General features: G+C 66.2%; 24 protein-coding genes and 1 pseudogene. 7 read left to right on the forward strand and 18 right to left on the reverse strand.

What is annotated here, in order from left to right; translation table 11 throughout:
- Nucleotides 1-47: 47 nt before the first annotated feature.
- The 4 genes from ACQR10_RS19575 to fliI all read right to left on the reverse strand — a co-directional run bounded on the left by ACQR10_RS19575 (nt 48) and on the right by fliI (nt 3,704).
- Nucleotides 48-1,097: an anti-sigma factor gene (locus tag ACQR10_RS19575; RefSeq protein ID WP_434912046.1), complete on the reverse strand. Its 1,050-nt coding sequence runs from the start codon at nt 1,095-1,097 to the stop codon at nt 48-50.
- A 53-nt stretch (nt 1,098-1,150) separates the two neighbouring features.
- The gene (locus ACQR10_RS19580; RefSeq protein WP_315714037.1) at nt 1,151-1,699 is read right to left on the reverse strand and encodes a sigma-70 family RNA polymerase sigma factor; all 549 of its coding nucleotides are present in this window, start codon (nt 1,697-1,699) and stop codon (nt 1,151-1,153) included.
- 153 nt (nt 1,700-1,852) lie between these two features.
- Nucleotides 1,853-2,272, reverse strand: coding sequence for a flagellar export protein FliJ (fliJ, locus tag ACQR10_RS19585; protein ID WP_315714036.1), 420 nt, complete (start codon nt 2,270-2,272; stop codon nt 1,853-1,855).
- A 109-nt stretch (nt 2,273-2,381) separates the two neighbouring features.
- Nucleotides 2,382-3,704: a flagellar protein export ATPase FliI gene (fliI, locus tag ACQR10_RS19590; protein WP_315803231.1), complete on the reverse strand. Its 1,323-nt coding sequence runs from the start codon at nt 3,702-3,704 to the stop codon at nt 2,382-2,384.
- A 457-nt stretch (nt 3,705-4,161) separates the two neighbouring features.
- Between fliI and ctrA the strand changes: the two genes are divergently transcribed.
- A complete protein-coding gene (ctrA, locus tag ACQR10_RS19595; protein ID WP_012046382.1) occupies nt 4,162-4,863 on the forward strand; it encodes a response regulator transcription factor CtrA in 702 nt (233 codons plus the stop codon).
- Between the two features lie 1,176 nt (nt 4,864-6,039).
- Here ctrA and ACQR10_RS19600 read toward each other — a convergent pair.
- From ACQR10_RS19600 to ACQR10_RS19625, 6 genes are all read right to left on the reverse strand, one after another.
- Complete coding sequence (locus ACQR10_RS19600) at nt 6,040-8,124, reverse strand: phospholipase D-like domain-containing protein (protein WP_434912047.1); 2,085 nt, start codon at nt 8,122-8,124, stop codon at nt 6,040-6,042.
- A 526-nt stretch (nt 8,125-8,650) separates the two neighbouring features.
- Complete coding sequence (gene hydA / locus ACQR10_RS19605) at nt 8,651-10,054, reverse strand: dihydropyrimidinase (RefSeq protein WP_315803229.1); 1,404 nt, start codon at nt 10,052-10,054, stop codon at nt 8,651-8,653.
- Nucleotides 10,055-10,073: 19 nt separating this feature from the next.
- Complete coding sequence (locus tag ACQR10_RS19610) at nt 10,074-10,802, reverse strand: maleate cis-trans isomerase family protein (RefSeq protein WP_316177496.1); 729 nt, start codon at nt 10,800-10,802, stop codon at nt 10,074-10,076.
- A 340-nt stretch (nt 10,803-11,142) separates the two neighbouring features.
- Nucleotides 11,143-11,913 carry an ABC transporter ATP-binding protein gene (locus ACQR10_RS19615; protein WP_315803227.1) on the reverse strand — a complete coding sequence of 257 codons (771 nt, stop codon included), beginning with the start codon at nt 11,911-11,913 and terminating at the stop codon, nt 11,143-11,145.
- 2 nt (nt 11,914-11,915) lie between these two features.
- Entirely contained in the window at nt 11,916-12,725 is an 810-nt protein-coding gene (locus tag ACQR10_RS19620) for an ABC transporter permease (protein WP_316177492.1), read from the reverse strand.
- Between the two features lies 1 nt (nt 12,726).
- Nucleotides 12,727-13,728, reverse strand: a complete 1,002-nt coding sequence (locus ACQR10_RS19625) for an ABC transporter substrate-binding protein (RefSeq protein WP_316177666.1) — start codon at nt 13,726-13,728, stop codon at nt 12,727-12,729.
- Nucleotides 13,729-13,932: 204 nt separating this feature from the next.
- Here ACQR10_RS19625 and ACQR10_RS19630 point away from each other — a divergent pair, with 204 nt between their 5' ends.
- From ACQR10_RS19630 to ACQR10_RS19655, 6 genes are all read left to right on the forward strand, one after another.
- Complete coding sequence (locus tag ACQR10_RS19630; protein ID WP_316216659.1) at nt 13,933-14,688, forward strand: GntR family transcriptional regulator; 756 nt, start codon at nt 13,933-13,935, stop codon at nt 14,686-14,688.
- Nucleotides 14,689-14,757: 69 nt separating this feature from the next.
- On the forward strand, nt 14,758-15,162 hold the full coding sequence (locus tag ACQR10_RS19635) for a DUF350 domain-containing protein (RefSeq protein ID WP_315757399.1): 405 nt from the start codon (nt 14,758-14,760) through the stop codon (nt 15,160-15,162).
- Nucleotides 15,163-15,164: 2 nt separating this feature from the next.
- On the forward strand, nt 15,165-15,560 hold the full coding sequence (locus ACQR10_RS19640) for a hypothetical protein (RefSeq protein WP_316216658.1): 396 nt from the start codon (nt 15,165-15,167) through the stop codon (nt 15,558-15,560).
- A 339-nt stretch (nt 15,561-15,899) separates the two neighbouring features.
- On the forward strand, nt 15,900-17,063 hold the full coding sequence (locus ACQR10_RS19645) for a glutathionylspermidine synthase family protein (protein WP_316216657.1): 1,164 nt from the start codon (nt 15,900-15,902) through the stop codon (nt 17,061-17,063).
- 108 nt (nt 17,064-17,171) lie between these two features.
- Nucleotides 17,172-17,564, forward strand: coding sequence for a hypothetical protein (locus tag ACQR10_RS19650; protein ID WP_315803222.1), 393 nt, complete (start codon nt 17,172-17,174; stop codon nt 17,562-17,564).
- A gap of 36 nt (nt 17,565-17,600) precedes the next feature.
- Entirely contained in the window at nt 17,601-18,734 is a 1,134-nt protein-coding gene (locus tag ACQR10_RS19655) for a DUF2252 family protein (protein ID WP_434848674.1), read from the forward strand.
- A gap of 12 nt (nt 18,735-18,746) precedes the next feature.
- Here the strand turns inward: ACQR10_RS19655 and ACQR10_RS19660 are convergent, their stop codons facing one another.
- From ACQR10_RS19660 to ACQR10_RS19695, 8 genes and pseudogenes are all read right to left on the reverse strand, one after another.
- Nucleotides 18,747-20,234, reverse strand: a complete 1,488-nt coding sequence (locus ACQR10_RS19660; RefSeq protein WP_316216655.1) for an HWE histidine kinase domain-containing protein — start codon at nt 20,232-20,234, stop codon at nt 18,747-18,749.
- Between the two features lie 11 nt (nt 20,235-20,245).
- Nucleotides 20,246-20,542, reverse strand: a complete 297-nt coding sequence (locus ACQR10_RS19665; protein WP_315803219.1) for a circadian clock KaiB family protein — start codon at nt 20,540-20,542, stop codon at nt 20,246-20,248.
- Nucleotides 20,539-22,293, reverse strand: a complete 1,755-nt coding sequence (gene kaiC / locus ACQR10_RS19670; protein ID WP_316216654.1) for a circadian clock protein KaiC — start codon at nt 22,291-22,293, stop codon at nt 20,539-20,541. Before kaiC ends, ACQR10_RS19665 begins: the two co-directional genes overlap by 4 nt.
- A gap of 220 nt (nt 22,294-22,513) precedes the next feature.
- Nucleotides 22,514-23,383, reverse strand: coding sequence for a CheR family methyltransferase (locus ACQR10_RS19675; RefSeq protein WP_315803217.1), 870 nt, complete (start codon nt 23,381-23,383; stop codon nt 22,514-22,516).
- Complete coding sequence (locus tag ACQR10_RS19680) at nt 23,380-24,570, reverse strand: protein-glutamate methylesterase/protein-glutamine glutaminase (protein ID WP_316177476.1); 1,191 nt, start codon at nt 24,568-24,570, stop codon at nt 23,380-23,382. The genes ACQR10_RS19675 and ACQR10_RS19680 overlap by 4 nt, the downstream gene beginning before the upstream one ends.
- Nucleotides 24,571-24,644: 74 nt before the next feature.
- A complete protein-coding gene (locus tag ACQR10_RS19685) occupies nt 24,645-25,010 on the reverse strand; it encodes a response regulator (RefSeq protein ID WP_006613312.1) in 366 nt (121 codons plus the stop codon).
- A 68-nt stretch (nt 25,011-25,078) separates the two neighbouring features.
- Complete coding sequence (locus ACQR10_RS19690) at nt 25,079-25,549, reverse strand: chemotaxis protein CheW (protein ID WP_315714012.1); 471 nt, start codon at nt 25,547-25,549, stop codon at nt 25,079-25,081.
- A 26-nt stretch (nt 25,550-25,575) separates the two neighbouring features.
- Nucleotides 25,576-25,680: pseudogene (locus ACQR10_RS19695) on the reverse strand (response regulator); the annotation flags it as partial.

Here is a 25,680-nt window from a genome sequence, read left to right on the forward strand (position 1 = left end):
CTGAAAACGCCCGCTCCCCACGGGCGTTTTCTTTTTGGCCGCTTGCCTCAACGCGCCGGCGGCACGGTCTCGATCAGCTTGCCGGTAAACACGATCGGCCCGGTCGCCTGCCCGGTCGGCGACCCGCCCTCCGGCTCGACCGTGACCGCGTAGGTCGCGCGACTCACTGTGTCGGCGTCGTAGGACGAGAGAACGGGACGGCTGGTGAAGTCGCTGCCGCCGATCACGCCGAGCGAGCGCGGCTTCTGCAGCTTGTCGGACACGAGCCACAACTCGAAGCTCTTGCCCGGCTCCGGCGCGGCGCCGACCCGGCGCACGGTGTAGCTCTTGCTGGCGGCATCGACGGTCAAGATGAACGCCGGCGACGCCGCGTCCTTTTGCAGGAGGGCAACGAACTGGGCCGAGGGCTGCACGGCCGGCACCTTGACCTCGACGGTCTGGATTCGCGGCTTCGGCTGCAATGGCCGCGGCAGCAGGTCGGGGCGGTAGACCTGGACACCCACCAGCGCAAGCAGCACGGCGGCGATCGCGGTCATGATGTTGGCGACCGCGCGCAACTGCCGGACCTTGGACGAGAGGCGAACGATGTTCGCGTTGTCGTTCGCAACCTCGTCCGTCGCAGGCGCATTTCGCCGGGCTGCGATGGCCGGGGCTTCGACACCGATGTCTTGCGGAGCGACCTGAATCGCGGGAGCGCCGATCTTCGCGGCTTCGATCTCGGCAACCTCGACGGTTGGCGCCTCGAGCTTGGGTACATCGGCCGGCGGAGCTTCGGCGACGAGCGCTGGAGCCTCGGCAGTTTCCGGCTCCGGCGGAGCGACGACGACCGAAACCTCGACAACCGCCGCAGGCTCGGCCGCGGCGTTCGCGCGCAACTGCGCGATCTCGGCCTTGATGCGCTCCCACAGCTCGGGGCGCGGCTCGACCAGCCCGACCATCTGGTTGAGCGGACCGAGACGGAATTCCCACGCCTGGACCAGCGCGACAAAATCGGTGTCGACCGCCATCATGGTCTCGACCTGCGCCCGTTCGGCGGCGTCGAGCGTCCCGAGCGCATATTCCGCCGCCAGCGCGATATGGTCTTCGCTATACGCCATCACAGGTCCAGATCACGTCACCTACAAGATCTCTCGCCGGCTCGAACAGCACCTCATCCGAGACCGAGACATTGGCGGATGTCCATCATGCTCCGCCGCAGCCAGGTCTTCACCGTGTTCACCGGCGCCTCGAACTTGGTCGCCAATTGCTCGCGGCTCCAGCCGTTGTAGTAGGCAAGCAGCACGAGCTTCTGGCGGTCGGGCTCGAGCTGGCCGACGCATTCCAAAAGACGCTTGAGCTCCTCCGACATCTCGCGGCGCGCCAGCGGGTCCGGCGTCTCGGCAGCCACCTCGAGCGCGGAGGGCTCATCCTCCAACGACAGCTCGCCGCGCTTGCGCACCAGATCGATGGCGCGGTTGCGGGCGATGGCGGCCATCCAGGTGATCGGGGAAGACACGGCCGGGTTGAACTGCGCGGCGTTGTTCCAGACCTTCACATAGGTCTCCTGGACGACCTCCTCGGCGAGGTCCTGTCGGTGCAAGATACGGAGCACGACGCCATAGAGTTTCGCGCGCGTGGCCGCGTAGAGGCGCTCGAAGGCGGCCTCGTCCCCTTTGGCAACAGCGGCAAGCAACCAGACCAGCTCTGCCGGCGTCAGCATTCAGCGTCCCCGAAAATCGCCCCACTCCCTCGTTCGAGCCTACGTCCTCCCGTAGCACAAGTCCTGGGCAACTCTCCACCGGGGCGGGCGCGACGAAAAACCCGGACCTCGCGGCCCGGGTTTTCGAAAGCTCAAGCCGTGACGGCGACGGGCTCAGGCGATGACGCCGAGCCGGGCGCGCATCAGGCCGATCGAATCCATGTCCGCCTGCTCGCGGGCGCTCTCCTCGGCCTTCTCGCGGGCCTGGTCACGCTCGTCGAGCAGCTCGACCTTCTTCATCTCCTCGAACGCCTCGGACAACGCGGCCTTGGCGTCCTCGAGCTGGGTGCGCAGCTCGTCGGCCGAGCGCGTCAGGTTTTCCCGGCGCTGGATCGCGGCCTTGGCGTAGGTCGGATAGGCAAAATGGGTCGGGTCGTTGATGCCGGCCCGCTCCTGCTCGGTCTGGATCTCCCGCTCGAGCTCGGCCGACATGCGCTGGAAGTCAGCGATCATGCCCTCGATCTGCGTCACCCGGCGGCGTTTCTCATCCACCTGAAATTTCTTCAGACGGATCAGCGTTTCGCGCGACTTCATCGACTCATACTCCCCAGAAGTCCCGTATACGGCGCGGGACAGGGCCGGCCGCCCGTGCTGGGCTCGCCGACTAGGCTCGTTACATGGAGGGGATGATTACCCGACAAAGTTAGCTTTCCGTTTCCAAGCGCCCCAGGATCTGTTCCAGCTCCCGATACCCGCTCTGCAGCGTCGAGACCTCGTCCTTGCGCTGGCGCAGGAACGCCTCCAGCGGCTCGTGCAGCCGGATCGCCTCGTCGACCTCCGGGCTGGAACCGGCGCGATAGGCGCCGAGCCGGATCAGCTCCTCCATGTCGGCATAGGTCGCCATCACCTGGCGCGCGCGCATGATCGTCGGCAAGAATACGGGGTCGGCCGATTTCGGCATCGTCCGCGACACCGATTTCAGGACGTTGATCGCCGGATAGCGGCCGCGTTCGGCGATCGAACGCTGCATCACGACGTGGCCGTCGAGAATGCCGCGCACCGCATCCGCCACCGGCTCGTTGTGATCGTCGCCATCGACCAGCACCGTGAAGATCCCGGTGATGGTGCCCTCGCCGCTGCCTGGCCCCGCCCGCTCGAGCAGTTTCGGCAGCTCGGTGAACACGGTCGGCGTGTAGCCCTTCGCGGTCGGCGGTTCGCCGGCCGACAGCCCGATCTCGCGCTGCGCCATCGCAAAGCGCGTGACCGAGTCCATCAGACAAAGGACATCCTTGCCCTCGTCGCGAAAATATTCGGAGATCGCGAGCGTCAGATACGCCGCCTGCCTTCGCATCAGCGCCGGCTCGTCGGACGTCGCGACCACGACGACGGAGCGCGCGAGGCCCTCATCGCCGAGATCGTCCTGCAGGAACTCCTGCACCTCGCGGCCGCGCTCGCCGATCAGTCCGATCACCGACACTGCCGCATCGACGTTGCGCGCCAGCATCGACAGCAGCACCGATTTGCCGACGCCGGAGCCGGCGAAGATGCCGAGCCGCTGGCCGCGGCAACAGGTGAGAAAGGTGTTGAGTGCGCGAACGCCGAGATCGAGCGGCGCACCGACACGCCGTCGCGAATGCGCCGGTGGCGGATTGTTCCGATAGGGAACCGGCGAGGCGCCCTGCGGCAGCGGCCCCTTGCCGTCGATCGGCTCGCCCATCGCATTGATGACGCGGCCGAGCCAGGCCGGCGACGGCCGCACCTGATTGGCGGCATTGGCGATCACGGCACGGCAGCCGCGGCGCACTCCCTCCAGCCCGGCGAACGGCATCACCACGGCGTTCTTGCCGGAGAACCCGATCACTTCGGCAGGGATGTAATTGTTGCCGGTCTCGATCACGATGCGCGCGCCGACCGACATCGCATGAATCGGCCCGGCGATCTCCACCATGAGTCCCTTCACGCCGACGACACGCCCATAGGTGTTCACGGCGTCGATGTCGCTGATCTGCTCGGCCAGAGCCTTCATTGCGGAAGAGCCTTCATTGCGGAAGAGCCTTCATTGCCAAAGCGCCTTCATTGCGAGAGAGAGGTCATTGCACCAGAGCCTTCATTGCGAAAACCTTAAGTAGGGGCAGATTCGCGTCGTCGGTTTAACTCTGTGTTTACTCGCATCATTAATCATTACGTCATGGTCTGGAGTGACTGACGTGCTTCGCTTTGCCGCCCTCAAAAAGCGGTGAGATCCGAGAGTCGGTTAGGTCCATCTCTTAACATGGAGCTTGAACGAGAGCGGCTAAGAAAAACTGCTTCATCGCAACACCTTACGGCGATTCGATAAAAATTGCACGGATAGAGCTTGCGGAGGGGAATCAGGATTTGTTAACCATCTCTCGTCAGGATCCGAATCAGTTGTTCAAAGGCGTTTTGAGTGCCGCAGATGGCGGCCGACCTGACGCCCGGAGCGGCGACTATGGGGAACTGGCATGCGCGTTTTGCTGATTGAGGATGACAGCGCCGTCGCGCAGTCGATCGAACTGATGTTGAAGTCCGAAAGCTTCAACGTCTACACGACTGACCTGGGCGAGGAAGGCGTCGACCTCGGCAAGTTGTACGACTACGACATCATCCTTCTCGACCTCAATCTGCCCGACATGTCCGGTTACGACGTGCTCAAGCAGCTGCGCGTCTCGAAGATCAAGACGCCGATCCTCATCCTGTCCGGCCTCGCCGGCATCGAGGACAAGGTCAAGGGTCTCGGCTTCGGCGCCGACGACTACATGACCAAGCCGTTCCACAAGGACGAGCTGATCGCCCGCATCCACGCGATCGTCCGCCGTTCCAAGGGCCACGCCCAGTCGGTCATCCAGACCGGCGACCTCGTCGTCAACCTCGACACCAAGACGGTCGAAGTCGGCGGCCAGCGCGTGCACCTGACCGGCAAGGAATACCAGATGCTGGAGCTGCTTTCGCTCCGCAAGGGCACCACCCTCACCAAGGAGATGTTCCTCAACCATCTCTACGGCGGCATGGACGAGCCCGAGCTGAAGATCATCGACGTCTTCATCTGCAAGCTGCGCAAGAAGCTGGCCAACGCCTCCGAAGGCCGCAACTTCATCGAGACCGTCTGGGGCCGCGGCTACGTGCTGCGCGAGCCGCACGACATGGACGAGCGCATCCCCGCCTGAGCTTTCACTGGGTCCTCCGGCAGGCCTCACGGCCTGCTCCTCCCAGACTGGGCCCCGCCGCAAATGGCGGGGTTTTTGTTTGTGGGGGGTGTCGTTTGAGGCACGCTCTTGCGATGCCGACGGTGAGCTCCCCTCCCCTTGCGGGGAGGGGGAAGGGGGTGGGGTTGGGGGGCCCAGGAAAAGGTCTGCACGAGACTCACCCCACTCCACCGGACTAAGCACTGATCCCGCCGCTCGTATCGGCCCATGCCCCAAACTTCGTCCTGAGCAAGAAACCCCCACCCCCAACCCCTCCCCGCAAGGGGGAGGGGAGCGCACCGCGATCGCCGCGCTTGCAGGCCTCAAACGACCAGACACGGCCGCCCTCGCCTTTCATCAGGCAAGGGGCGCCTGGCCCACGCGCACCATCGCCGCCATCGATCTCTCCAAAATCCATCATCCCACGTCATCGCGGTCTCGCAGCGCCCCGCGCCCGAGTGATGTGCCATTCTCACCGCCCTCTACCTAACTGAGGGCGCAGGGAAGGCCGGGCGCTGGCCGCGCCCGTGGCCCGCCTGCAGAAAAGAAAGCAGGCGGCAGTCACCACAGGTCTGGCCGAAACACCCGGCCCTCCCCGCGCGATGGCTTTACGATTTATACGCGATCTCCCTGGGGACCGGCTGTCTTGCCCCCATCACCCGCAGGCTGCGTTCACCGCAATGCCCGCGCGCTTGACCTCAGCACCGGGAGGCCAGGACCACGCGACTTCACCGTGCGCCAGGGATCGTTCGTCGGCACGGCCAAGCCATGCTGCGACCCCAAGCGCCCATCGCATCCCACACCCGACGTCCGTGACGACCGCGAAGCGTCCCCTCGTTGGGCGGGATGGAGCGAGTAAAACACAAATTCTGTAAAAGCGAAAGAAGAATTTTTGAGAAGCCGAAATTCGTCCGGTCGAGCACGAACTGACAGGCTTGCGTTGGGGTCAGCGCAGACTGCAAGCCGTGTCCGCGAAAGTTTCCTGCCGGTTTTCGCTGCATCGGCCCATGTGCAGAAGACTCATCGGCGTCGGAAGCAACCTTTCACCCGACGCCGAAGTGGGAACAGCTTACGAGAAGGCCGACGGCAGCATCGAAGCCAAGGAGCCGGTCGCAAGGATCGAGATGGTCGGCACCTCGCAGCGCAGGCCGAGTGCCATCAGCGCCCCTTCCTCGCCCCGCTCTTCGTTGCTCGCTTAGCGCTCTTTGCCGTCTTCTTCTTGGCCGCCTTCTTGCTCGCCTTCGCTTTGGCCTTCTTTCCGGCGGCCTTCTTCGTCGCCGTCTTTGCGGCTTTTTTCTTCGTCGTCTTTTTGCCGCCTGCCACGGTCTTCGCTGCAGCGGCAGCCTTCTTCGTGGTCTTCTTGACTGGCTTGTCGGACGTCGTCGAAGGGTTCGTCTTTGCAGCCGGCTTCTTCGCCGGCACCGTCCCCGCGGCCGGAGCCCCACTCCCACCCGCCGCCGACAGCCAGAACCGCAGCTCCGGTGACTTCTCCTCGGCGCCCTTGATGTACCGGTCCTGCCAGCTGTCATCGCCCTGCAGCGGCTTGCCGAAGATGTCGGGGTGCTGCTGCAACAGGAAGCGCCAGGCGTAGTGGTCGTAGAGGTCGAGGACGTGGCAGGCATAGGCCTCGGCGAGACCGCGGTGGCCGCGGATGATCAGCATGTTCTCGTCGTTGTTGTGCGAGGCGCGGAAGCCGAGATTGTGCGAGCCGGTGACGACGACGCAGTCGTCGCTGAACGGATCGATCACCACGATCTTGCTGTGGATGATGGCGAAGCCGTATTTGCCGAGCTCCCGCTCCCATTTGCCGAACGCGTCCTGCACCGCGCCGGCCGGCACCGCACGGAAGTCGATGCTGCCCTTGGCGCCCGGCTGCTTCGGCTTGCCGGCCTCGCCGACCACCGTCACCTGGGGCGCGGTATCCTCCACGCCCGCCTCCGCCGGACGTTCCGAATGACCGCCGGAATGCAGCGCGGCGGAGAAGTTGGTCGCGCGCACCGGGCTGGTCAGCGCGCCCCGCACGAACAGATCGGGCTTGTCCTTGAGCAACTGGCCGGCGACGTCGAGGATCGAGTTATTGCCGGGATCGAAGGCCAGGAACAGCACGGCGTGCTTGGCGCCCTTCATCAGTTCGAACACGCGGCCCATGTCACCGGGCGTATCGGGATTCTTGCCGAGCTTGCCGTGGGTGTTGGGCGAGAACATCGGCTCGACGGTGACGCCGTGGCCGAGGTCGACCGGCGCCTGGATCGCGTCGGCATTGTTGGCATGGGCGAAGTCGCGCAAGGTCTGCGACTGCAGTGCCGCCTTGTTGCCGGCGGCGGCGGCGACGTCGGCCTTCAGCGCGTTCCAATAGCCGAGGTAGCGCTGCGCCAGCACCGGGCTTTCCACCACCAGCGCGTTGTTGGTCTGGGTGCACAGGCCGGTCGAGGTCCAGTTGGTCGAGCCTGACAGCACCGCGCTCGGCTTGCCGTTCTCGGTGAGCACCATGAACTTGTTGTGCGGGATGCTGCCCTTGTCGAGGATGCGGTCGATCACGGCGACGCCGGCCGCCTTCAGATTGGCGCGGTTCTCGGCGTCGGCATCGTCAGAGTCCTTGCCCTGCTCGTTGCCGAGAATGACGGTGCGGCTTGCCGGGTTCCGGTGGAGCTGCTTCTCCAGGCCGTTGGGATCGTTGAGCTCGTAGAGCGCGGCGTGGATGGTGCCGCCGCCGGCATCGGCGCGCGCGAGCAGCGAGGTCAGGCCGTCCTGGAGCTGGCCCATCAGACGGATGCGAATGGGATCGGCGGGATCGAGGATGTGCGGCGCCAGCGCCGACACGCTCGGCTTGTCGTTCAGCGCATGGCTGAGCGCCTGGGTCGCGGTGATGCCGCGGTTGAAATAGACGTGGAACGGCGGCCGCTCCGGCGTCAGCGTGACCGCATTGCTCTCCAGCGGCGCGACGCCGGCGAGCGGCGTCAGCGTCTGGCCGGGCGTGCCGCCCATCGGCACGACGCGATATTTGTAGGTGCCGCCGCGTTTGGCATAGAGGTCCTTCCACCAGAACTTCTGCACCGGCGCCTGGTCGGTGGCGAGCCTGTCGGCGGTCTGCCCGGCAAACCGCGCCAGCGCCGGCAGCACCGTGTCGGTGTTATCGGCGATGTCGATGCGGTGAATGGCGAAGCCCAGGCAGCCATCGAGGCGGCGGTCGAAGGTCCAGGCGACGACGGCGATATCGTTGTTGGAAAATGCAAGCGCGGGCATGGCGGCACTCCTCGTCTGACAAGGATATGTCTCCGGGTTGCAACAACGGTTCGATGCATCCGGGGCAGGAAAGGGAAATCGAGGGCACGGCAGTGCGGTGCGGGAGGGCGAGGATCGTGACCTGCGAGCTCACGCGGCACGCGAGGTCAGCTCCCCTCCCCCCTGCGGGGAGGGGGTTGGGGTTGGGGGTCCGCCAGCGCTGAAGGTCGTGGGACGCGCTATGGATCCCGGTGTTCATGTGGAATGCTGACGGCGCTTGCACGACACGTGCTCTCACCGAGAGAGCGGAATGCGTGGACCCCCACCCTCGACCTCTCCCCGCAAGGGGGGCGCACCGACGCTGCCGCGAGAGTTTGGCGCCAGACGGCGATGAGTTCGGCGCGATCCATCCTCGCGTCATTGCGAGGAGCGAAGCGACGAAGCAATCCAGGGCTACGCCCGCGACACTGGATTGCTTCCGCCTTCGCTCTGCGAGCTACGGCCCACAAATCGCTTCGCTCGCGACGACGCGAGGATCGAGCGTGCGTTAGGCCACGGCGCCGGGCTTGCCGCGGCTGACGTAGCGGCCGTCGCCCTTGGCGCCGACCAACTCGCCGTCGCGGACGACGAACTTGCCGCGCAGCATGGTCGCGACCGGCCAGCCCGTGATCTCGATGCCTTCATACGGCGTGTAGTCGGAGCCGTGGTGCAAACCGGCCTGGCTGATGGTCGCCGTCTTGTTCGGGTCCCACAGTGCGATGTCGGCGTCGTAGCCAATGGCGATGGAGCCCTTGCCTTTCAGGCCGTAGGTCTTGGCGTGGTTGGTGGCGGTGAAGGCGACGAACTGGTTGAGGGTGATGCGGCCCTTGCTGACGCCTTCGGAGAACAGGATCGGCAGCCGGGTCTCGACGCCGGGGATGCCGTTCGGCACCCAGCGGAAGCTGGTGCGGCCCTTCGGGGTCAGCTTGCCGGCCTCGTCGTCGTAGCGGAACGGGCAGTGATCCGACGAGAACAGCGAGAACACGCCCCTTTGCAGGCCCTCCCAGCAGGCCTCCTGGCTCGCCTTGTCGCGCGGCGGCGGCGAGCAGACATATTTGGCGCCTTCCATGTTGAGGCCCTGCATGTCCTCCTCGGTCAGCACCAGATATTGCGGGCAGGTCTCGCCGTGGATCTTCAGGCCGCGCGCCTGCGCGCGACGGATCTCCTCCATCGCCTCGCGGTTGGAGACGTGGACGATGACGATGGGAACGTCGATCAGCTCGGCCAGCGAGATCGCGCGATGGGTGGCCTCGCGCTCGACCGGAATTGGCCGCGACTTGCCGTGATAGTATGGCGCGACCTTGCCGGCGCGCTCCAGCCGGTCGGTGAGGAAGCGGATGGCGTCGTAGTTCTCGGCGTGGATCTGCACCAGGGCGCCCTGCTCGCGCGCGACCTGCAGCACGCCGAGGATCTCGTAGTCGTTCAGTGCGAGACCCTCATAGGTCATGAAGATCTTCAGCGACGAATAGCCGTCGGCGACCAGCGCCGGCAGCTCCTGGCCGAGCACGGACTCCGAGGGATCGGCGATGATCAGGTGGAAGGAGTGGTCGACATAGCAGGTCTGGTCGGCCAGCGCGTGATAGTCCTTCAGCGCCGCGCGTAGCGGCTGGCCCTTCTCCTGCAGGCAATAGGGCATCACGAAGGTGTTGCCGCCGAACGCCGCGGCGCGCGTCGCGCTCTCGAAATCGTCGGCCATGACGATGCCCGGGCCGGACGGCTGGCTGATATGGACGTGGCTGTCGATGCCGCCGGGCAGCACCAGCAGGCCCGATGCATCGACGATCTCATCGGCATCGGTGATGGCTTCGCCGATCGCGGCGATGCGGCCCTGTTTGATGGCGACATCCGCCTGATACGTGTCGCTCGCGGTGGCGACGGTGCCGTTGCGGATGACGGTGTCGAATGCAGCCATGTGACGCGCTCTCCCAATCTCAGGCGAATCTCTGAAACAGCGATCCCCACCCGCTAACGCCGCGGGGATCCGTACCCGCCAATTTCAGCGACTTCCATACCACGGTGGCGATGGTGTCGAGGATCGGAATGCCGGTCTCCAGCTCGAGCCGCGCCGCCAGCGGCGCGGCCCGCATGTTGGTGCAGACCACCGCGATGGCATCCGGCTTCTCGCGCGCCACCTCGCGGATCATGGTCTCGATCTCCGCGGGCGTCACCTCGGCGAAGGAGAAATTGTCCTGCAAATTGAGATGCCGGTCGCCGCGGCAGGCAATGCCGAGCTTTGCATAATTGGCGATGATGCGCGCCTGCACGTCGTCGCGATAGGGGGTGACGAGGCCGAGCGACGTGGCGTTCGATGACGCCAGGATCTCGTTCAGCGCCAGCATCGAGGTGGTCGCGGGAATGCCGGTCGCGGCCGTGATCTGCTCGCACAGGCGGACGTCGGTCTCGAAGCCGAGCCAGCCCGAGGAGGTGCCGTTCCAGCCGATGACGTCGACCTTGGCATGGGCGAGCAGCTCGGCGGCACGCAGGATGTTGCTGATGTCGAACTGCGCCAGCGCGTCGGTCGACAGCGCAATCTCGGTGACCTTGAAGCGGGAGAAATGCGCCGAGACGTTGGGCAGGCTCGCGACCATCGCCGAGGTGATCGGCTCCAGCGCGGTGTTCGACGACGGCGTCAGCATGCCGAGAAGCGTGCGTTTGGTCATGGGTGAGTGAATCCCTTTGCCATAGCCAACTCCGGCCCATCGGGAAATACTTGAACAGCAGAAGCGGGCGATCCGCCGGTGACTATGCCCTCTCCCCTTGTGGGAGAGGGCATGCACGAACGTGCAGCGGCCTCGCTCGGGTGAGGGGTCTGCCTCGACAGATGAGACCGCGGAGAGAGACCCCTCACCCGGTTTCTCACTTCGTGAGAAACCACCCTCTCCCACAAGGGGAGAGGGTGCACCGCCCGTGCCGCGACAGCACGCGTCATCGGTGATGCGGCGGTTCGGCGCCACTGTGAGAGTAGGTTCAGAATCTCCGCACCATGGAGACAGGCGCCAATCATGCCAGCGCCCTCTCCCGCTCCCCACGCAGCAACGCGAGAATATGCCGCTTGAGCGCGTTGAATTGCGGGCTGGTGATATCCCGCGGCCGCGGCAGATCGATCGGGATGATCTCGACGATGCGCCCGGGGCGGGCGCTCATCACCGCCACATGGGTGCCCAAGGTCAGCGCCTCGTCGATGCCATGGGTGACGAACACGATCGTGCCCTGGTGCTGCTGCCAGATCCGCACCAGCTCGGTCTGCATGTCCATGCGGGTCTGCTCGTCGAGCGCACCGAACGGCTCGTCCATCAGGATGACCTGCGGGTTCATCAGCAGCGCCCGTGCGATGCCGACACGCTGGTTCATGCCGCCCGACAGCTCGGACGGATAGTGGTTCTCGAAGCCGGTGAGCCCGACCATGTCGATATAGACCTGCGCGCGGGCGCGGCGCTCAGCCTTCTGGCCGCCGCCGAGCAGCAGATGGAAGGCGACGTTCTCCCACACCGGCAGCCACGGCATCAGATTGGCGTGCTGGAACACCACGCCACGGTCGGCGCCGGGCGCGGTGACCGGCCGTCCGTCGACCGTGACGCTGCCGGCGCTCGGCTGCTCGAAGCCGGCGATCATGTTGAGCAGCGTGGACTTGCCGCAGCCCGAGGGCCCGAGCAGGCAGACGAATTCGTTGCGGGCGATGGAGAGGTCGATCTCGCTCAGCGCGGTGACGTCGGCGTTGCGCTTCCTGTCGGTGAAGATCTTGGAGACGCCGGAGATCTCGATCGTGGCCATCGTTACTCTCCGCCGCGAAGCGTGGTGTTGCGCTGCCAATGCAGCACGCGCGCCATCACGGTGCGGATGGCGAGATCGCTGCAGAAGCCGAGCAGGCCGATGCTCGCCATCGCCGCCAGCACCAGATCGTAGCGCAGGAAGTAATAGCTGTCCCACAGCACGTAGCCGAGTCCGCTCTTCACCGCGACCATCTCGGCCGTGACCGTCAGCATCCAGGCCGAGCCGATGCCAATGCGCAGACCTGCAAAGATGCTCGGCATGGCCGCTGGGACCACGATGTAGCGCAGCAGCTTGCGCTCGCTGCCGCCGACCATGGCGCCGGCGCGGATGAGGTTGCGGTCGCAGGTCTTCACGCCGTGGATGGTGTTGAGCAGGATCGGAAAGAACGCGCCGAGGAACACCAGGAAGATCGCCGGCTTGTTGGCAATGCCGAACCAGATGATGGCGAGCGGGATCCAAGACACCGGCGGGATCGGCCGGAGCATCTGCAAGGTCGGCTCGATGATGAGCTCGGTCTTGCGCGACCAGCCGATGGCGACGCCGAGCGCGACGCCGAGCACCGTGGCGATGGCGAAGCCGGCGGCGACGCGCGACAGGCTGGCCAGCATGTCGGCCAGCCAGTGCGCGCTGTAGGTCTGGGTGTTGCCGTCGGTGCCGACCAGCCAGTCCGCCCACGCCCACACCACCGTCGACGGCGCCGGCAGCAAGGCTGCCGGCAGCGCCCCCGAGCGCGAGAACGCCTCCCAGCCGGCGAGCACCAGCACGGGAACGATGGCGCGGTCGAGCTTCCTGAGCTGGGCGAGCGCCGTCATCTCAGTAGCCGAGCTCGGTCTTCGGCTTGCCGGTGGCCGCTTCCAGGAAGCGGTAGTCGAGATTCTTCTCGACGGCGGCCGTGACGTCCGAGTTGATGTATTTCAGGTCGCGCATCATCGATGCGATCGCGAGCGCCGAGGCGCGGTACATCTTCGGATCGGGATCGAGGTTTTCGACCGCGCCGGTGGCGATCGCCTTGTCGAGGCCGGTGACCTTGGAGATCACCTCGATCAGCGCCGGCTTGTCGGCGGCGATGTGCGCGTCGACCTTGACCACCGCGCGCACCACGCCTTCGAGCGCCTTCGGATTGGAGGCGATGACGTCGGAGCGGGTCAGGATCAAATTAGTCAGCTTGCCGGCGGCCTGATCATAGGGGAAGCCGAAGAACTTCGCCGCCTTGGCCTGCATGATCTGGGTGGCGAACGGCTCGACCGTGCAGATCAGCTCGACCTCGCCGCGGCGCAGCGCCTGCAGATGATCGGACGGATTGGGAATGTTGACGAACTGCACGTCCTTGTTGATGTCGATGCCCTGCTTGGCGAAGGCGCCGCGCATGTGGATGTCCTGCGCATTGCCGCGCGAGGCGGCGACGCGGAACGGCTTGCCGTCGGCCTTGTACTTGGCGATCAGCGCCTTCAAGGCGCTCCAGTCGCCCTGCGGAATCTCGATGTCGTTGGCGAGCAGCATCGCCGAGCCGCCATTGACCTGGCCGGAGATGGCGACGACGTCGAAGCCTTTGTCGAGCGCGATGGCGTAGTGCAGATAGGTCACCTGCGCGACGTCGATATTCTTCGACACCAGGGCGGTCAGCGCGTCCGTGCCGGTGTTGAAGCTGACGGCATCGATCGCGACGCCCTCCGCGAATTGCGGCGTCAGCGACATCGGCGTGCAATGCGCGCATTTGGCGTAGCCGAGTTTGATCTTGGGGGCGTCGTCGGCGAAGCTGAGCGAGGGCAGCGCCAACAGGGCAAGAATGAGCAGCACGAAACGTTTCACATCCATCTCCAGGGCAGGTCGATCCACGGGCTTGTCTCTCATGGCTTGGGCTCTCATCAGCAAGCGACGTGCCAACTGGATGCGATATGCAATGTTGATTTTATACAATAAAATCAGTATGTAGTGACACTGTAATCTTGAAGAATCTGCCTGATCCGCGGGCGCATCGCCCGAATTTCAGGCATCTCGCAGCGGAGCAGCCGCGCCCACATGACCCCACCTGCACCCCGGCCCAGACTGAAGACGCGCTTCAAGCCGGCCCGGCTGAAGCTGTCGTCCGACCACTCCAAGCGGCCGCTCGAGCGGCTGTCGCTGCACGATCAGGTCGTCGCCAGGGTGCGCGAGATGATCGTGGACGGCGAGCTCGCCGCCGGCGCTGCCTTGCCCGAGCGCATGCTGTGCGAGACCTTCGGCGTGTCGCGCACGCCGCTGCGCGAGGCCTTCAAGATCCTCGCCGCCGAAGGCCTCATCGAGCTGCGGCCGCATCGCACGCCCGTGGTGACGCCGATCGACGCAAACGAGATTGCCGAGATCTTCGACGTGATGGTGTCGCTCGATGCCGCCGCGGGCCGCGCCGCGGCCGCGCGTGCGACGGCGGACGACCTTGCCAGGCTCGACGCCCTACATGCCGAGCTGGTGGCGCTGCATCGTGCCGCCGAGCGCGCCGCCTATTTCCGGCTCAACCAGCAGATCCATGCCGAGATCACCAGGCTCGCCGGCAACGCCGTGCTGCTCAACATGTGGAGCACGCTGCACGCGAGCGTCTTCCGCGCCCGCGCCGTGGCCAACTACGACGCGCGGCGCTGGGACGAGTCGATCCGGGAGCACGAGGCCTTCATGGCGTTGCTGCGGGCCCGAGACGGCGCCGGCTTCGCGCAGGCGCTCTCCGAGCACACCCGCAAGACCGGCGATTCGGTGCTGCAGATGCTGGACCAGGCCAGGCAGGACCTGGCGAAGGGCGGATAGACTTTGTTCACGTCGAACCGGGCATGCTGGCATCGCGACAGATGAGAGCTCCTCACGCCTGGCCCGATCATGATCCTGCAATCGCTCGCCGGCCTGCCGGCCTTTCTGGTGTACTTCTGTACCGCGCTGGTCGCGGTGACGGCCTACCTGTTCGTCTACACCCGCGTCACGCCCTACAATGAATTCCAGCTGATCCGGGACAATCACCCCTCGGCCGCGATCGCGCTCGGCCTCAGCCTGCTCGGCTTCACCCTGCCGCTGGTCAGCGCCATCGCCCATTCCGCCAACGTGCTGGACTGCCTGATCTGGGCGCTGGTCGCGCTGATCGTCCAGGTGATCGTCTACTACCTCGTCCGCATTCCGGTGCCGGATCTCGCCCAGCGCATCGTCGCCGGCGAGTTGGCGTCGGCGATCTGGCTCGGTCTCGCATCGCTTTCCGCCGGCGCGCTGAACGCCGCCTCGATGATCATCTGACCATGGCCGAGAAACGCCGCGAATTCGGCAAGCGCCGGCCGATGCCGCCCCCGCCCGCGACGCCGCCGGTGAAGCGCTCCGGCCATGTTGCGCTGCTCTTGATGGGCACGCTCGCCGTCGGCAGCACGGCCTATGCGCTGATGCCGCGGCAGCAGAGCTGCCCGCAGCCAGGCGCCGAGACGCCGACGATGGCCGGCCAGCCGCAGACCGGCGAATGCACGACACGCCGCTCGAGCGGCGGCGGTAGCGGCGGCAGCGGCTCCGGCCGCTGGGGATTCTCCAGCAGCGACGGTGATTCCAGAAGCAGCGGCTCGGGCCATGTCGCCGAGGCCTCCTCCACCCATGTCTCGCGCGGCGGCTTCGGCTCGTTCGGGCACGGCTTCGGAGGCGGCGGCTGATTTTCGTCGCGCCGGCGCCGTGAAAACACCGCGTTCATGCTGCTATCTTGGATTCGGATCTTTGACACAGACTCAAAATCATAAAAAACTGGCCTACCGACTCATCGGAAATGATCCGATGCAACGTCCGCACCGGGTGGTGCGGGCGACGATCAGGGCCGCGGTGACCGCCGCCGCCTTGCATCATCTTGCTGGCAAGCGATCGCGTGGTCACCGACGCGGGACGGCGCCGGGACCGCGCGGGCGTGATCATGGCCGCATCATCGATGACGGCCGCGGCCGTGCTGCGCCCTGTTGCAATGGGCACGGCATGCCTGCCGCTGCCCGGGGCTGACGCCGATGCAGCGCATCTCCTGTCCCGAGCGTGACGACTGGCGCGAGACGGCGGCGCGGTGCGGATTCGACTTCTGCGAGCTCGACGGCGAGCGCTATTGGGACGAGCGCGCCTACTACGCATTCACGATCGCCGAGATCGAGCTCGGCATCGAGGAGCCGACGGCAGAGCTCGAGCAGATGTGCCTCGCGCTGGTCGCGCGCGTCGTCGGCGACGAGGCGCTGCTGCGCCGGCTGAAGATCCCGCAAGCGGTCTGGCCCCTGCTGGCGGAGAGCTGGCGCCGGAGGGACGGCAGCCTCTACGGGCGGTTCGACCTCAGCTATCAGGGCGGCCGGACGCCGGCGAAGCTGCTCGAATACAACGCGGACACGCCGACCTCGATCTTCGAGGCCGCGGTCTTCCAATGGACCTGGCTCGAGCAGGCGATCGAGCGCCGTATCCTGCCGGGGCGCGCGGACCAGTACAACTCGATCCATGAGCGCCTGATCGAGCGCTGGTGCGCCCTCGGCAAGCGGCGCCGCGTGCATCTGGCCGGGCTGACCGCCAACGCCGAGGACGCCACGACCCTGGCCTATCTGGCCGACACGGCAGCCCAAGGAGGCCTGACGACAACCATCCTTGACGTCGCCGACATCGGCTGGCGCGAGACCGGCGGCGGCTTCGTCGATCTCGAGGACGGCGACATCGCGCTCGCCTTCAAGCTGTATCCCTGGGAATGGATGTTTCGCGATGCGTTCGGCGCCAAGCTCGCGCAGGCGCCGACGCAATGGATCGAGCCGCCATGGAAGGCCATCCTGTCCAACAAGGGCATCCTGCCGCTGCTGTGGCAGATGCACGAAGGCCATCCGAACCTGCTGCCCGCCTATTTCGAGGACGATCCGAAGGCCGCCAGCCTCGGCTCGAGCTTCGTGCGCAAGCCGATCTACTCGCGCGAGGGCGCCAATGTCAGCCTGGTGTCCGACGGCGTCGCGGTCTCCGCGCAGGACGGGCCCTACGGCGCCGAAGGCTTCATCCGCCAGGCGCAGGCGCCGCTGCCGGATTTCGGCGGTTTGTTCCCGGTGATCGGCAGCTGGCTCGTCGACCATCAGCCCTGCGGCCTGTCGATCCGCGAGGACACGAGCCCGATCACCGGCAACCGCTCGCGCTTTTTGCCGCACGCCATCCTGTAGGATATTAACGACGGCCGGCGAAAACGCCTCGACACGCCGGTCGAGAGCATTAGATAGGACCGAGGGCGAATTCCCTGCGCGATTGGGCGCGCATGGCCGGGACGAGGCATGGCGACGGACAAGACCGAACTCGAAGGCTTGCGCATCCTGGTCGCCGAGGACGAGGGCCTGATCGCGCTCGAGCTGGAAACGGTGTTGCAGGGGTTCGGCTGCGAGGTGGTCGGTCCCGTCTCGCGCGTCGGCGACGTGCTGCGCGAGGCCGAGCGCGGCGGCCTGGACGGCGCGCTGCTCGACGTCAACCTGCGCGGCGAGCAGATCTTCGCCGTGCTGCCGCAGCTGATCGCGCGAGAGCTCAGGATCGTCATCACCTCCGGCTATGACGACGCGACGCTGTTTCCGCCGGAGTTCCGCGGCCTGGCCCGGCTCGCCAAGCCGTTCGACGAGCGCGCGCTGCGCGCGATGTGCGAGGCCACGTTCGTTCGCCGTCAACGCAACTCATAACGCTTCGCTCACGCCCCGTGCATCGGGAGGCATCGCGTGTCCATCATCGAAGATACCGCGGCCTACGAGGCCTGGCTTCGCAGCCAATGCAAGGTGATCGAGGACGACCTTCGCACCAAGCACCGGCGGATGCGAAAGTCTCCCTTCGCCCTGCTGCGCGCCACCTACTATCGCTGGGCGCGGCGCATCGAGGGGATCTGCCCGGAGCTGGCCGAGGCGCCGGTCGCGCTGTGCGTCGGCGACATCCATCTGGAGAATTTCGGCACGTGGCGGGACGCCGACGGGCGCTGGGTGTGGGGCGTCAACGATTTCGACGAGGCCGCGAGGATGCCCTACGCCTTCGACCTGGTCCGGCTCACGACCAGCATCGAGCTCGCGCCCGACATGGCCATCGACAGCCGCGACGCGGCTGACGCGATCCTCCAAGGCTATCGCGACGGCCTCGAGAATCCGCGGCCGGCGCTGCTCGACGAGCACGAGATCTGGATCAGGCGCTACGTCAAATGCTCGGATGATTGCCGCCGCGCGTTCTGGAAGGAGATCGACGGCCTCGCGGCCGCCGATGCGATACCATCCGCGGTGCGGAAGCTGCTCACCGCCAGCCTTCCGGAGCAGGTCGAGACCGCCGGGTTCTTCCGCCGCTTCGCCGGCGGCGGCAGCCGTGGACGTCCGCGCTACGTCGTCGCCGCGACATGGCGCGGCGGCCGCATCGTCCGCGAGGCCAAGGCGCTGGTCCCTTCGGCCTGGACCTGGGCCAAGAACAGCACGGAGAACAGGACGAAGGGCAGGTTGCAGCCAAAGCCGGCGCCGCCGCACAGATTCGTCGCGCTGTCGACCGGGACCTATCGCGCGCCCGATCCATTCCTGCACGTTCACAGAACCAACGACGGCGACTACGTGGTCCGACGACTGTCTGCGGACTCGCGCAAGATCGATCTCGGCAGGCAAGCCGGCGCCGATCTCAAGCTGGAGCTTCTGCGCGGCATGGGCACCGACCTCGCCTCCATCCATGCCGCCGACCGCCGCGCCGCCGCCGAGATCGCGGCGGACCTCGGGGCGCGCGGTTCAGGCTGGCTGCGCAAGGCTGCGCGCGCCGCGCGCGAGGCGACGGAAAGGGATCACGATGTATGGCGTCGCAAGGCGGCAGGCTTGATTCCGATCGCGCGCTGAGGCGGCATCCGATCAGTCCGGCTGCACGGCCGATGCCGGCAGATGTTCGGGAGTCGTCTCCGCGGTCAGCGCAAAGGTCAGCGAGCAGCGAATTCCGGCGGCCTCGAAGTCCAGCAGGGCTTCGCCATCGAGATCGAAGCGGACGACGCGGTCGATCAGCGTGGTGCCGAAGCCGCGCGTGCCGCCGCCTTCGATCAGCGGTCCGCCGCGCTCCAGCCAGACCAGCTCGAGCCGGCGGCGATCGTCGCGCAGGCGCCAGGAGATCGTGACCTGGCCGTGGGGGGCGGACAACGCGCCATATTTGGAGGCGTTGGTCGCAAGCTCGTGCAGCACCATCGAGAGCGGCAGCACGAGCCGTGCCTCCAGCAGAACCGGCGGGCCATCGATGGCGATCCGCCCTTCGCCGATGCCATAGGGCGCCAGCACGGTCGTGAGCAGTTCGTTCAGCCCGATGCCGATCCAGCGGGTCTGCGTCAGGATGTCATGCGCGATCGAGACCGCCTGGATGCGCCCGGAGAACGCCTTGTTGAAGGCCGGCAGCGACGGCGAGGTCCGCAAGGTCTGCCCCGCCACCGACTGCACGATCGCCAGGATGTTCTTCACCCGGTGATTGAGCTCGGCGACCAGCACCGTCTGCTGCTCTTCCGCGCGCTTGCGCTCGGTGATGTCGGTCAGGGTGACGATCGAGCCGACCGTCTCCTTGAGATCGTTCACCAGGGGTCCGCCCGACAGCAGGAATGACCGCCCCGACGCCTGCGGATTGCGCAAGGCCACCTCGACGCCATGGAAGGGCTTGGTCGCCAGCGCCTGATCGAGGCTCTCGCGCGAGAACCGCGTCAACGTACTTTCCTGGCTGGCGCTCTGCCCGTCGAGCGGGAACGCCTCCGAAAACAACTGCCCGACCGGCGGTCGTTCCGCGAGCTGCTCGGCGACCCAGCTCGCATGGGTGATCCGGCCGTCGAGCGCCAGCACCACGACCGCATCGGTCGCCTGCTCCAGGATCGAGCGCGCGAAGCGCTCGGCATTGGCGACCTCCTCGGCGCGCCGCTGAATCGACATGTCCGTCAAGGTCACGAGCGTGGCGACGACGCCGCCCATCGCCATCTGCCGCATCCAGACCGACACCGGCAGCTGACCGCCATCGGCGCGGCGCAGCTGCGCGTCGGTCATGGCATCGTCGGCGCGCTGCGCGGGCACTGTTCCAGCGAACAGCGAGGCGAAGCTGCGTCCTACCAGCTCCTGGGCGTCGAGGCCGGTCAGCGCGCAGAGCCTGGAATTGACATAGACGATGCCGCCGTCGGCATCGAGCGTCAGCGCGCCGTCGCTCATGCGCTCGACCAGCACATGATAGGGCGCGTCCGCGCCCTGCAGCATGATGACCTGGGGTCCGGTCGGGCCCTGCACCACCACGGCATCGACGTTGCCGCGATGAATGGCCTCGACCGTCTCTTCCGCCTCGTTACGCGGCCGTCCCGCCTGCATCGCGTCTGTTGATGCCACGCGTCCTCCGTTCAGCTCGGTGCGATGTCCAGACCAACCAGCACCTTCTCCGCATTGGAGAGATCGCCGATGATTCGCTTGAGGGGCTCGGGCAGTTGACGGATCAAGGTCGGGATCGCGACGATCTGGTCACGTTGCGCGAGGGCCGGATCCTTCATCAGGTCGATCACCTCGATGGTATAGCGGCCCGGCAGATGCGTCTCGCACAGCTTCTTGAGATTGGCGAGCGCCGCCAGCGATTTCGGGGTCTGGCCGGCGACATAGAGCCGGAGATTGTAGCCATCCTGTTCCATCGGAGCGGCCATCATTTGCTGGATGTCAGCGGGTTGGCGGGGGAGCGCGGACCGCGCCGGGACGAGCGGCTCTCGACCTGCGCCCGGCGAGCGGCTTCACGCTGATCGTCGCGAGCCGCACCTTCCAGATTGATGAGCTCCATCTCGCTTTCCTCGTTGGCCAGTTGAGCCTTGAGCGTTTCGATCTGCGCCGCGAGGTCGCGGCGGCGACGTTCGATCTCGCGCGTGCGGCGTTCCGTCTCCTGCGCGCGCAGAAGGCGCTCGACGCGATCTCTCGCCTCCTGCGCCACCCTGGCCGATCCCGTGAGCACGCCCTCCGGGCCGACATAGACCTCGCGCAGCGAGATGCCGTCGGCACCCATCAGGAATTCGCGGACCTGGTTGGAATGCGCCATGCCGCGCGACTTCAACAGGTAGAGCTGGCGATTGTGCTCACCGTTGCTCTCGCGATTGTAGAGCAGCAGCCAGGTGTCGGTGAGCGATGAGATCTGCATCTCCGTGGTCGCCGTCTCGGCGCCGCCGGCGCCGAGATTGGTGAACAGCGCCGTGACGCCGCGCGCCTTCAGGAAGTCGATCAGGCGCAGCGTCATCGAATGCACGTCGCCGGCAACGCCGGCGCCCATGAGCGCCGAGATGGGATCGACCACGACAGCGGCGGGATCGAACTCCTTGACCTCGCGATGCATCGCGGCGAGGTGCGTTTCCAGTCCGTACAGATTGGGGCGCCGCGCCGAGAACCGCAGCAGGCCGCGATCGACCCATTGCTGCAGGTCGAGCCCGACCGACCTCATGTTGCGGATGATCTGCTGCGGGGATTCCTCCAGCGCGAAATAGATGCAGCGTTGCCCGCTCTTGCAGATCGAATTGGCAAAGTGTGCCGACACCGTCGACTTGCCCGAGCCGGCCATGCCCGAGATCAGGATGCTCGACCCCTTGTAGTAGCCCTGGCCTTCGAGCATCTCGTCGAGATCGGCAATGCCGGTGGAGACCCGCTCCGTCCACGCATCATGCGCGAGGCCCGACGAGGTGATCGGCATCACCGTGATGCCTTCCTGGTCGATGATGAAGGGATATTCGTTGGTGCCATGCGCCGTGCCGCGATACTTCACGACGCGCAGCCGGCGGGTCGAGAGCTGATCGTGCACGCGGTTGTCGAGCAGGATGACGCAGTCGGCGACGTATTCCTCGAGGCCGTAGCGCGTCAGCGTACCGTCACCGCGCTCGCCGGTGATGATGGCGGTGACGCCCTTGCTCTTCAGCCATTCGAACAGCCGGCGCAACTCGGAGCGCAGCACCGCCTGGTTGTCGAGGCCGCCGAACAGGGTCTCGATCGTATCGATCACGACGCGCTTGGCGCCGATCGAATCGATCGCGAAGCCGATGCGGATGAACAGGCCGTCGAGATCGTAGTCGCCGGCCTCTTCGATCTCGTTGCGATCGAGATGAATGTGGTCGACCACGATCTTCTTCTGCTCGATCAGCCTGTCGATGTCGTAGCTGAGCGAGCCGACGTTCTTGATCAGGTCCTCGGGCTGCTCCTCGAACGCGATGAACACGCCCGGCTCGTCATAGGCGACTGCGCCATTATAGAGAAACGTCATCGCGAACAACGTCTTGCCGCAGCCGGCCGCGCCGCACAGCAGCGTCGGCCGCCCTTGCGGCAGGCCACCGAAGGTGACCTCGTCGAGGCCGTCGATCCCGGTCGGCGATTTGGCGATGACAGGGAGATCCCGCGTCACGATTCGAGGACGCACACTCGTTTTCATCCAATCCCCCGCCATCAATTCAACACGCATGAGCCCGCACCAAGGCGAGTAAACGCGTCGGGAACCTAAAAGTTCCATGGGGCTGGCGAGATTTGCTCCGAAAGGCGGCCTGCGGGCGCAGAAACGGCTGGCCGCCCGCGCGGGACGGACGCACGCGGGACGGAACGGCCGGCCGCCCGACCGGTCGAAGCACCCCGGTCATAGACGGTACTGGCCGGCCTCAGCGCGCCGCAACCACCTTGAGGCCGGGCAGCAGCGCCGCGCCACCGCGCGGGCTGCGCACCGGATTGATCTGGTACAGACCGCGGCGCTCCTGGTTGGGCCTGAACGCGTCGGTGATGCCGACGACCGATTCGGCGGCTCCCAGCAACAGCGTGCCGTCCGGCTCCATCAACTTGGCCATCCGCTCGAAGATCGAGGCCTTGGTATCCTGGTCGAAATAGATCAGCACGTTGCGGCAGAAGATGATGTCGAACTTGCCGAGATGCGAGAAGTCCTGCAGCAGATTGAGCTGGCGGTGCTGGACCATGCCGCGAATGTCGGCGCTGAGCTGCCAGAGCTCGCCGAGCTGCGTGAAATATTTCACCAGCAGCTGGATCGGCAATCCACGCTGCACCTCGAACTGGCTGTAGAGGCCGGCCTTCGATTTCTCCAGCACCTCCTGCGACAGGTCGGTGGCGACGATCTCGATGCGCCAGCCGGCCAGCGCCGCGCCATGCTCCCGCAGGCACATCGCGATTGAATACGGCTCCTGTCCGGTCGAGCAGGCGGCCGACCAGATGCGCAGGGAACGACGATTGGCGCGCGACTGGATCAGCGCCGGCAGGATGCCCTCGCGGAGATGATCGAACGGAATCTTGTCGCGAAAGAAGAACGTCTCGTTGGTGGTCATCGCCTCGACCACCTGCGTCGTGAGCTGCTCCGCGCCGCTCTTGATCTTCTGCACCAGCTCCGTGATGCCCGGCAGGTTGGAGCGGCGGGCCAGCGGCAGCAGCCGGCTTTCGACCAGGTACTGCTTGTCGGCCGACAGATCGAGGCCGGAGCGATCCTTCAGGACCTTACGCAAGAACTCATAGTCCAGGGGTGTCACGAACGGTCTCCAGCAAACAGACGAACCAGCTTCGGTCCAATCTGATTCAAGGGAAGGACGGCCGCGCAGATGCCGGCATTGGCGGCTGCGCCCGGCATGCCCCAGACCACGCTGGTCGCCTCGTCCTGCGCGATCACGCTGCCGCCGGCGGCGACGATGTCCTTGCCGCCGCGCATGCCGTCGGATCCCATGCCGGTGAGGATCACGGCCAGGGTCGAGCCCTGCCAGACCTCGATCGCCGACATGAACAAGGGATCGACGGCGGGCTTGCAGAAATTGACCGGAGGACCGTTGTCGAGCGCGATCACCACGTCGGCGCCATGGCGCGCCACACGCATGTGGCGGCCGCCGGGGGCAAGGTAGATCTGACCCGGCTTCACCACTTCACCGTCGACGGCCTCGTGGGCCGGCCGGCGGCTCGAGCGCGCCAGATGTTCGGCGAGGATGGTGGTGAAGGTCGGCGGCATGTGCTGGGTGATCAGCACCGGAAAGCGATCGATCACGGGGCCGAGCTCGGTCACCAGCGACATCAGCGCCTGCGGGCCGCCGGTCGACGATCCGATCAGCAGCACCTTCGGCATCTGCGAGCTGAATGAGCGGCGCGCCAGCTGGGTCGGCACGGCGGGCGCCACGGGGGCGACCATCGGCCGCGCCGTGGGCGCAGGCCGGAGCCCCTGGACTTGCGGGACGATCGGCGAGGCGGCCGGCGCATGCGGAGCGGGAGCGGCGCGGCGCGCCTTGGCGCCGAGATTGCGGATCTTCTGAATCAGATCGTAGTGGAAATTGTCGGCCGCCGAGGCCTCGCGCGTGCTCTCGGGCTTCGGGATGTAGTCGGCCGCGCCGAGCGACAGCGCCTTGAAGCTGATCTCCGCGTTGCGGCGGGTCAGCGTCGACGCCATGATGACGGCGAGGTTCTTCTTCTTGGCAAGCAGCTTCGGCAGGGCGGCGATGCCGTCGAGCTCGGGCATTTCGATGTCGAGCACGGCGACGTCGGGATTGACGCGATCGATCTGGTTCACGGCTTCGAGGCCGGTGCGCAGCGACGCCGCCACGACCATGTCGGGCTCAGACGCGATCCAACGCGAGATCATGCCGCGGATGACCACGGAATCGTCCACGACCATCACCCGGAGAGGTTCCTGCCTGGTCGAACTTGGGATCGAAGAACTGGCCAACGCGACGCTCATAGTTCACCAACAGGACAGAGGCACGGGGTGACGGCAAGCCCGGATGACCACGGGACCGACGCACGCGACGGAGATCAGATCAGCCCGACTTCCTGAAACTTCGCGGTCACGATGTCCTTGTCGAAGGGCTTCATGATGTACTCGTTGGCCCCGGCGTGCAGCGCGCGCGCGATGTGCGCGACATCGTTCTCGGTCGTGCAGAACACCACCTTCGGCGCGTCGCCGCCCGGCATGCGCCGGAGGTTGCCGAGGAACTCGTAGCCGTCCATGACGGGCATGTTCCAGTCGAGCAGCACCGCATCCGGGAGGCCCCGCTTGCAGATCTCCAGCGCCTGCTCGCCGTCCTCCGCTTCCACGATCTGGAAATCCAGACCTTCCAGAATGCGGCGCGCCACCTTTCGAATGACGCTGGAATCGTCAACTACCAGACAAGTTCTCATTTCAGCCTCACGAGATCAGGGTCCAATGCAACGACGCCTGATGCGCCGCTGCCCTCACGTTGCAGTGTTCAGGCCGCCATCTTGTCGGCGGCGAGCTCGAGCACGCGATCGACGTCGAGAATGACCATCAGCTGGCCGTCGAGGCGGTGCACGCCGCCGGCAAGCTTCGCCATGCGCGGGTCGAGGTTGACGGGGTTCTCCTCCCGGCCCTCCTCGGGCAGCCGCAGCACCTCGCCGATCTGGTCGATCAGGAGACCATAGGACTCGCCGCGCAGATCGACGCCGACCGCCATCGGCGGCTTGCCGTCCTCGGCGCGCGCGAGGCCGAGCCGCGCCCGCATGTCGACGACGGTCACGATGCGGCCGCGCAGGTTCAGGACGCCTGCGATCTCCGCCGATGACAGCGGCACCCGCGTCACCCGCTCCGGCATGAACACGTCCTGGACCCGGGAGATCGGCAGGCCGAACAGCTGGCCGCCGATCATCGCGGTGACGTATTCGACGGCGGCGCCCTCGGTGGTTTCGATCTTGCTGCTCATCGCACGCTACTCCTGTCCGCTTGCTGTCACGCGGCCCGCCGGTTGGCTTCGGCGCGGGCCCGTTCCTCGATCTGTTCCTTCAGCGCCGCGATCAGGCCGGGCCGGTCGAACTTGGCGATGTAGTCGTAGAG

It is taken from the genome of Bradyrhizobium sp. HKCCYLRH2060, from assembly GCF_051168135.1.
GTDB lineage: Bacteria > Pseudomonadota > Alphaproteobacteria > Rhizobiales > Xanthobacteraceae > Bradyrhizobium.

Excerpts from the sequence above, each read along its gene's own strand:
- ACQR10_RS19575 (WP_434912046.1), bottom strand. The coding sequence starts at position 1,097 with ATGGCGTATAGCGAAGACCATATCGCGCTGGCGGCGGAATATGCGCTC.
- ACQR10_RS19580 (WP_315714037.1), bottom strand. The coding sequence starts at position 1,699 with ATGCTGACGCCGGCAGAGCTGGTCTGGTTGCTTGCCGCTGTTGCCAAA.
- fliJ (WP_315714036.1), bottom strand. The coding sequence starts at position 2,272 with ATGAAGTCGCGCGAAACGCTGATCCGTCTGAAGAAATTTCAGGTGGAT.
- fliI (WP_315803231.1), bottom strand. The coding sequence starts at position 3,704 with ATGAAGGCTCTGGCCGAGCAGATCAGCGACATCGACGCCGTGAACACC.
- ctrA (WP_012046382.1), top strand. The coding sequence starts at position 4,162 with ATGCGCGTTTTGCTGATTGAGGATGACAGCGCCGTCGCGCAGTCGATC.
- ACQR10_RS19600 (WP_434912047.1), bottom strand. The coding sequence starts at position 8,124 with ATGCCCGCGCTTGCATTTTCCAACAACGATATCGCCGTCGTCGCCTGG.
- hydA (WP_315803229.1), bottom strand. The coding sequence starts at position 10,054 with ATGGCTGCATTCGACACCGTCATCCGCAACGGCACCGTCGCCACCGCG.
- ACQR10_RS19610 (WP_316177496.1), bottom strand. The coding sequence starts at position 10,802 with ATGACCAAACGCACGCTTCTCGGCATGCTGACGCCGTCGTCGAACACC.
- ACQR10_RS19615 (WP_315803227.1), bottom strand. The coding sequence starts at position 11,913 with ATGGCCACGATCGAGATCTCCGGCGTCTCCAAGATCTTCACCGACAGG.
- ACQR10_RS19620 (WP_316177492.1), bottom strand. The coding sequence starts at position 12,725 with ATGACGGCGCTCGCCCAGCTCAGGAAGCTCGACCGCGCCATCGTTCCC.
- ACQR10_RS19625 (WP_316177666.1), bottom strand. The coding sequence starts at position 13,728 with ATGGATGTGAAACGTTTCGTGCTGCTCATTCTTGCCCTGTTGGCGCTG.
- ACQR10_RS19630 (WP_316216659.1), top strand. The coding sequence starts at position 13,933 with ATGACCCCACCTGCACCCCGGCCCAGACTGAAGACGCGCTTCAAGCCG.
- ACQR10_RS19635 (WP_315757399.1), top strand. The coding sequence starts at position 14,758 with ATGATCCTGCAATCGCTCGCCGGCCTGCCGGCCTTTCTGGTGTACTTC.
- ACQR10_RS19640 (WP_316216658.1), top strand. The coding sequence starts at position 15,165 with ATGGCCGAGAAACGCCGCGAATTCGGCAAGCGCCGGCCGATGCCGCCC.
- ACQR10_RS19645 (WP_316216657.1), top strand. The coding sequence starts at position 15,900 with ATGCAGCGCATCTCCTGTCCCGAGCGTGACGACTGGCGCGAGACGGCG.
- ACQR10_RS19650 (WP_315803222.1), top strand. The coding sequence starts at position 17,172 with ATGGCGACGGACAAGACCGAACTCGAAGGCTTGCGCATCCTGGTCGCC.
- ACQR10_RS19665 (WP_315803219.1), bottom strand. The coding sequence starts at position 20,542 with ATGATGGCCGCTCCGATGGAACAGGATGGCTACAATCTCCGGCTCTAT.
- kaiC (WP_316216654.1), bottom strand. The coding sequence starts at position 22,293 with ATGAAAACGAGTGTGCGTCCTCGAATCGTGACGCGGGATCTCCCTGTC.
- ACQR10_RS19680 (WP_316177476.1), bottom strand. The coding sequence starts at position 24,570 with ATGAGCGTCGCGTTGGCCAGTTCTTCGATCCCAAGTTCGACCAGGCAG.
- ACQR10_RS19685 (WP_006613312.1), bottom strand. The coding sequence starts at position 25,010 with ATGAGAACTTGTCTGGTAGTTGACGATTCCAGCGTCATTCGAAAGGTG.
- ACQR10_RS19690 (WP_315714012.1), bottom strand. The coding sequence starts at position 25,549 with ATGAGCAGCAAGATCGAAACCACCGAGGGCGCCGCCGTCGAATACGTC.